This window comes from Gordonia sp. p3-SID1431 (genome assembly GCF_025143765.1).
Classification (GTDB): Bacteria; Actinomycetota; Actinomycetes; order Mycobacteriales; family Mycobacteriaceae; genus Gordonia; species Gordonia hongkongensis.
The window spans coordinates 1-4,336 of record NZ_JAMBDT010000174.1 but is presented as its reverse complement, the minus strand read 5'-3'; the positions used below and the strand labels follow the sequence as shown (position 1 = coordinate 4,336).

Here is a 4,336-nt window from a genome sequence, read left to right as displayed (position 1 = left end):
CTGCTGACGTGTTTGGGGCCTACTTGGTGAGTGCCGGCTTGCCGTGCGCATCGAGCCACGCCTGACCGGCTTTCGCGGCCCGCGACAGTGCGAAACGTTCGCCGAGGTACGTGGCCGGCGCCCCGATCACGGGGATGTAGGCCAGCATGCGGAAGAAGGCCATCGGCTGCGGACGCTTCTCGAACTCGTCGTCGACGGCGCGAAGCAACTTCGCCGCATCCCAGATCGCGGCGAACAGCGACTTCTCCCGCTCCTTGGGTTCGGACGGCAGGGATTTGCCGGACTCGGCGGTGACATCGGGGTTCGTGAGGTCGCGCTTGCACAGCACCGACGCCAGCAACTGCACCTGTCGCTTGCGATCGGTGACCTCGTACTCCCGGGCGATCGCGACCAGCACCATAGCCTGGTTGGCGAACCCTAGGTAAGGCGTGATCGGCAGACGCTTCGCCCACACCCCGAAGACGCCCGGGAACGCCACGGCGCCGGTGTTCAGCGTGCCGATCCGGGTCACCCACCAGCTCGCGCGCTTGTGCATCGACCGCTCGGACCAGCCCTTCGTGCCGGGCCACTCCGCGACGTCGAGCAGCTTCGACGCCGCGTGCTGAGCCTGCTGCAGGCGCGAGTCGGAATGGTCGTCATCGTGGAAGGTGTGGCCCTTCAAGCCGAGCGGATCGCGCTCGGCGAGGGCATCGAGCACCGGGTTGATCACCCCCACGACATTGTCGAGAACACCGGCCAACTGCTGATCAGACATCTGAGGCACCCGACCAGCCTAGCCGTTTGGGAGTCGGCGGCCCCGGGCTGATAAAGTGGCTCGCGGTTGGTCGCAAGGCCTCCCGGGGCTATGGCGCAGTTGGTAGCGCGACTCGTTCGCATCGAGTAGGTCTGGGGTTCGATTCCCCATAGCTCCACCGCACGAGAGGCCCCGTACACCCGAGTAGGTCTCCGGGGCCTCTCGTTCTGACGCGCTGGTCGTCGAGCCAAGGCCAACAATCTGAGAGACTGGTGAACATGATCACCGCGATCCCGCTCGACGTCGATGCAATCGGTGCGGTGTGTGCGCGTTTCGGCGTTGCCAGGTTACGAGTCTTTGGTTCGGTACTCACCGAGAGTTTCGATCCCAGCAGCGACGTCGACTTTCTCGTGGAGTTCAGGGGGGATCGTGACAACGTCTTCCATGACTACTTCGACCTTGAGGCGGCGCTCGAACAGATCGTGGGGCGCGACGTCGACCTGGTGATGGCCAACGCGGTGAAGAATCCGTTCGTGGCGAAGTCGATACTCGACAATGCCGAAGATGTCTATGCGGCCTGAGAAGAATCGGGCTGCCTACATCTGAGGCACTAACCGCCGCACGAAACGTCCGGCTCATCGTGGCCGACGTGTCTTTGGACCAGTACATCGGTGACCTCCTGGTCGAGTCGGCGACGGAACGTCAGATCGAGATCGTCGGTGAAGCGCTTCGCGGTCTCAGACATCGGGATCACGTTCTTGCTGAGCGAATACCGCATGTACACAAGATCATCGGGATGCGAAACTTCCTCGTTCACGGCTACGCGCAGGTTGACAGCTCGATCGTGTGGACGGCGGCAACCAAAGACGTATCCGCGCTCATACCGGTGCTGGAGCGCCTTCTCGCCGAGTTCGACCGCGAAGCCGGCGACGTTCGAGGTGAGAGCCACGCGTAGGGTCCGCACTCTCGCCTGCAGGCGGTAGCGCGACACGTTCGCATCGAGTAGGTCTGGGGTTCGATTCCCCATAGCTCCACCAGAATTTGCAGGTCAGCGCAGCAAAGTGGACCGCCATGGCAACATTCGATAGCAACACCGGGTGTAGGAGCGTGCTGGTAGCACGGGGAAAACGATTCCCCGTGGAAGGCAACATCTGATGGCCCTCGATCCAGTAGCGCACCCACAAGGACGGTTCGACCACCCACCGCGTGATCTGGCGGGCCGACGGACGTCAGCGCAGCCTCACGTTCGTCGACCTGCCGTCGGCCACCGACTTCCGCCGCAACGTCGACCTCCACGGACCCGACGAAGCCATGCGGGTCCTGGACCTCATCGACGCCGGCCGCCGCGAGACGAGATGACCCTCGCGCAGTGGCTCACCGCCCACGTCGACGGTCTCACCGGCATCCAGGAGGGCACACGGAAGCGGTACCGCGGATACATCAAGGCCGACCTCGCCGACATCGGCACGCTCCCGCTATCGGCGATCACCGAGACGACCATCGGGCGCTGGGTCGCCGGCCTCGAGTCGGCCAAGCAATCCGGGAAGACGATCCAGGACAATTACGCGTTCCTGTCTGGCTCGTTGAAGGTGGCTGTGCGGGCCGGGAAACTCGACCGCAACCCGTGCGAGGGCAGACGGCTGCCGCGCACCGAGCGCGGCGCGATGGTGTTCATCAGCCGCGTCAAGTTCGATGGTGTACGCGGCGATCACACATCCACGGATGGGCGGACCTTCCGCTGTAGCTCGTTCCTACCGGGATGCTGTTCAGTGAGGCGACCGCTCTGCGAGCCGCCGACATCAACCTCGACGACGCGACGTGCCGCATCACCCGGGCGTGGAAGCACAGGAAGCCGGCCGCGAGCTCGGCCCGCAGAAGTCGCGCCGATCGGTCCGGACCATCGACCCACCACCGCAGGCCATCGACGTCACTTGGCGACGCCTCGATGACCCGGCGACCGGGGAGTTGTTGTTCAGCAACTCAGTGGGGAACGCCGGAACCACGCAGGACCTCTACGACCAAGCCTGGTCGAAGTCGCGCAAGGTGCTGATCGACGACGCTACCGGTGAGGGAAGTAGCCGCGCATTCACGACCTGCGCCACGCCTGCGCCTCGTCAATGATCGCTGTCGGCATCCCGCTCGTCGTCGTCTCGAGACATCTTGGCCACGAGGACATCATCACGACCGCGAACACCTACAGCCACATCGATCGAACCTCGGGGAAAGCGGCCGCTTCAGCTATCGGCGCGATGCTCGACTGATCTTCCGGGATTCGCGGATGCAGTCTGTTGACGGTGTGGGGTGCGTACTCCAGTGCGTCCCGGGTGCCGGCGAGCTGATTGACGCGTTGCAGAACCGGGTCAGCGAGATACCGTACTCGTCCCGCACCCGCTGCTTGAGGCTGCCGCGTAGTTCCAGCGCTTGCCCGCGAGGTGGAGCATCCGTCTGTCCTCGTCAGTCACGCGACCCCCGCTCGCGGAGATGCTCGTCGATCCAGGCTCGCTCCCGGTCGGTGCGTTACTGCACCGGCGTGACGAGCATCGTGACGTCCACCCAGAGCTCCTCGGCGACCTTCTCGGTGCGCCGACTCCACACCAGTGTCGACGAGCCACTCGTGCGCGATCGGCCCCCGTGCCGCGATCCGCTCAACCCGCAGTTCCTCGCGCGCCCGTGGGACGCGGTCGGTGGGGAAGATGCGGCGCTCATCGTGAGCCAGCTCGTGTGCAATCGTGCACCGACGCTCGTCGCTGAGCATGTGACGGTTCACCTCCATCGTGTCGCCCACGGTCCGTCCCCGGACGCCTGTGGGCCGGGCGTCGACGAACTCGATCGCCAGGTGACCCCGGCGGCCGGCATCACGCTGCGGGTGGTAATCGACATAACGGGCACCATAAGTGCCCAACAGGCAGATTACGTTGCGGCAGAGTGGATTACACATATTCGGCCCCCTGTCGTCAGGTTCGTCGAACAGTATGGGTTCGAGCTTTTCCCACGCCGGGCGTTTGGCATCACGGTGGGCATACCAACCAGCCGAGTCTCGCCTGCGATGGCGTCCCGCAGGTAACCCAGCGTGTAGTCGACGGGTGCTCTCGCGCGAACGCTTCGACGTCGTCCTCCGTGGCGGACGCAGCTTCACCGCTGAATCAAACCCAAATCGCGCAACGCAGCGCGGCCGAAATGTTCTGATCAGATAGCTCAAGGTCGGCGCTTAGTATTACTGAGTAGCGCTCAGCGTCAGAGTTTCCCTGCGCTCCACGAGCGAGGTTTCCAACGCCCAGTACGTGAAGGCGGACCTCAGCTAATTGCGGTGATTACGTGGCCATAGTGAAGTTGCTCTGCGTTGCGGTCATCGACTGCTTCACGCGCACGGAACCGGGATCAACTACCGCACGGCGAAATTGCTCAACGTCGATGGCATTCACGGCACTTACCTCGGATACCTAACGTCGCAGGTGCGATTTGCGCCCTGCGCGCTGTCTGAGTCAGTTGTGTCCCTGCTTGTCCATGGCCATGAGAAAGTCCCCACTGGTGGCCAGGTCGAGGTCCCCGCTGGTGGCCAGATAAAAGTCCCCACCCTGTGTTCGTCGTGTCGACCCGGAACTC

At 63.9% G+C, this 4,336-nt stretch carries 7 protein-coding genes and 1 tRNA gene; 7 read left to right on the top strand and 1 reads right to left on the bottom strand.

All coding sequences use genetic code 11. The annotated features are described in order from the left end of the window. Positions 1-19 precede the first annotated feature (19 nt). Entirely contained in the window at positions 20-763 is a 744-nt protein-coding gene (locus M4D77_RS23490) for a hypothetical protein (RefSeq protein WP_068970883.1), read from the bottom strand. Positions 764-838: 75 nt separating this feature from the next. Between M4D77_RS23490 and M4D77_RS23485 the strand changes: the two genes are divergently transcribed. The 7 genes from M4D77_RS23485 (at position 839) to M4D77_RS23460 (ending at position 3,797) form a co-directional block, all read left to right on the top strand. Continuing rightward, positions 839-911, top strand: a tRNA-Ala gene (locus tag M4D77_RS23485). A 100-nt stretch (positions 912-1,011) separates the two neighbouring features. Next, the gene (locus tag M4D77_RS23480; RefSeq protein ID WP_065630245.1) at positions 1,012-1,314 is read left to right on the top strand and encodes a nucleotidyltransferase family protein; all 303 of its coding nucleotides are present in this window, start codon (positions 1,012-1,014) and stop codon (positions 1,312-1,314) included. A 59-nt stretch (positions 1,315-1,373) separates the two neighbouring features. Next, a complete protein-coding gene (locus M4D77_RS23910; RefSeq protein ID WP_396266618.1) occupies positions 1,374-1,688 on the top strand; it encodes a DUF86 domain-containing protein in 315 nt (104 codons plus the stop codon). Positions 1,689-1,939: 251 nt separating this feature from the next. Then, positions 1,940-2,092: a hypothetical protein gene (locus M4D77_RS23470; RefSeq protein WP_259937679.1), complete on the top strand. Its 153-nt coding sequence runs from the start codon at positions 1,940-1,942 to the stop codon at positions 2,090-2,092. 477 nt (positions 2,093-2,569) lie between these two features. Then, entirely contained in the window at positions 2,570-2,854 is a 285-nt protein-coding gene (locus M4D77_RS23465) for a hypothetical protein (protein ID WP_259937678.1), read from the top strand. Next, positions 2,851-2,994, top strand: a complete 144-nt coding sequence (locus M4D77_RS23905) for a hypothetical protein (RefSeq protein ID WP_396266617.1) — start codon at positions 2,851-2,853, stop codon at positions 2,992-2,994. The genes M4D77_RS23465 and M4D77_RS23905 overlap by 4 nt, the downstream gene beginning before the upstream one ends. Positions 2,995-3,263: 269 nt before the next feature. Continuing rightward, on the top strand, positions 3,264-3,797 hold the full coding sequence (locus tag M4D77_RS23460; RefSeq protein WP_259937675.1) for a hypothetical protein: 534 nt from the start codon (positions 3,264-3,266) through the stop codon (positions 3,795-3,797). The last annotated feature ends 539 nt before the right edge of the window (positions 3,798-4,336 follow it).

Coding starts and splice junctions, on each gene's coding strand:
- M4D77_RS23905 (WP_396266617.1), top strand. CDS start 2,851: ATGATCGCTGTCGGCATCCCGCTCGTCGTCGTCTCGAGACATCTTGGC.
- M4D77_RS23480 (WP_065630245.1), top strand. CDS start 1,012: ATGATCACCGCGATCCCGCTCGACGTCGATGCAATCGGTGCGGTGTGT.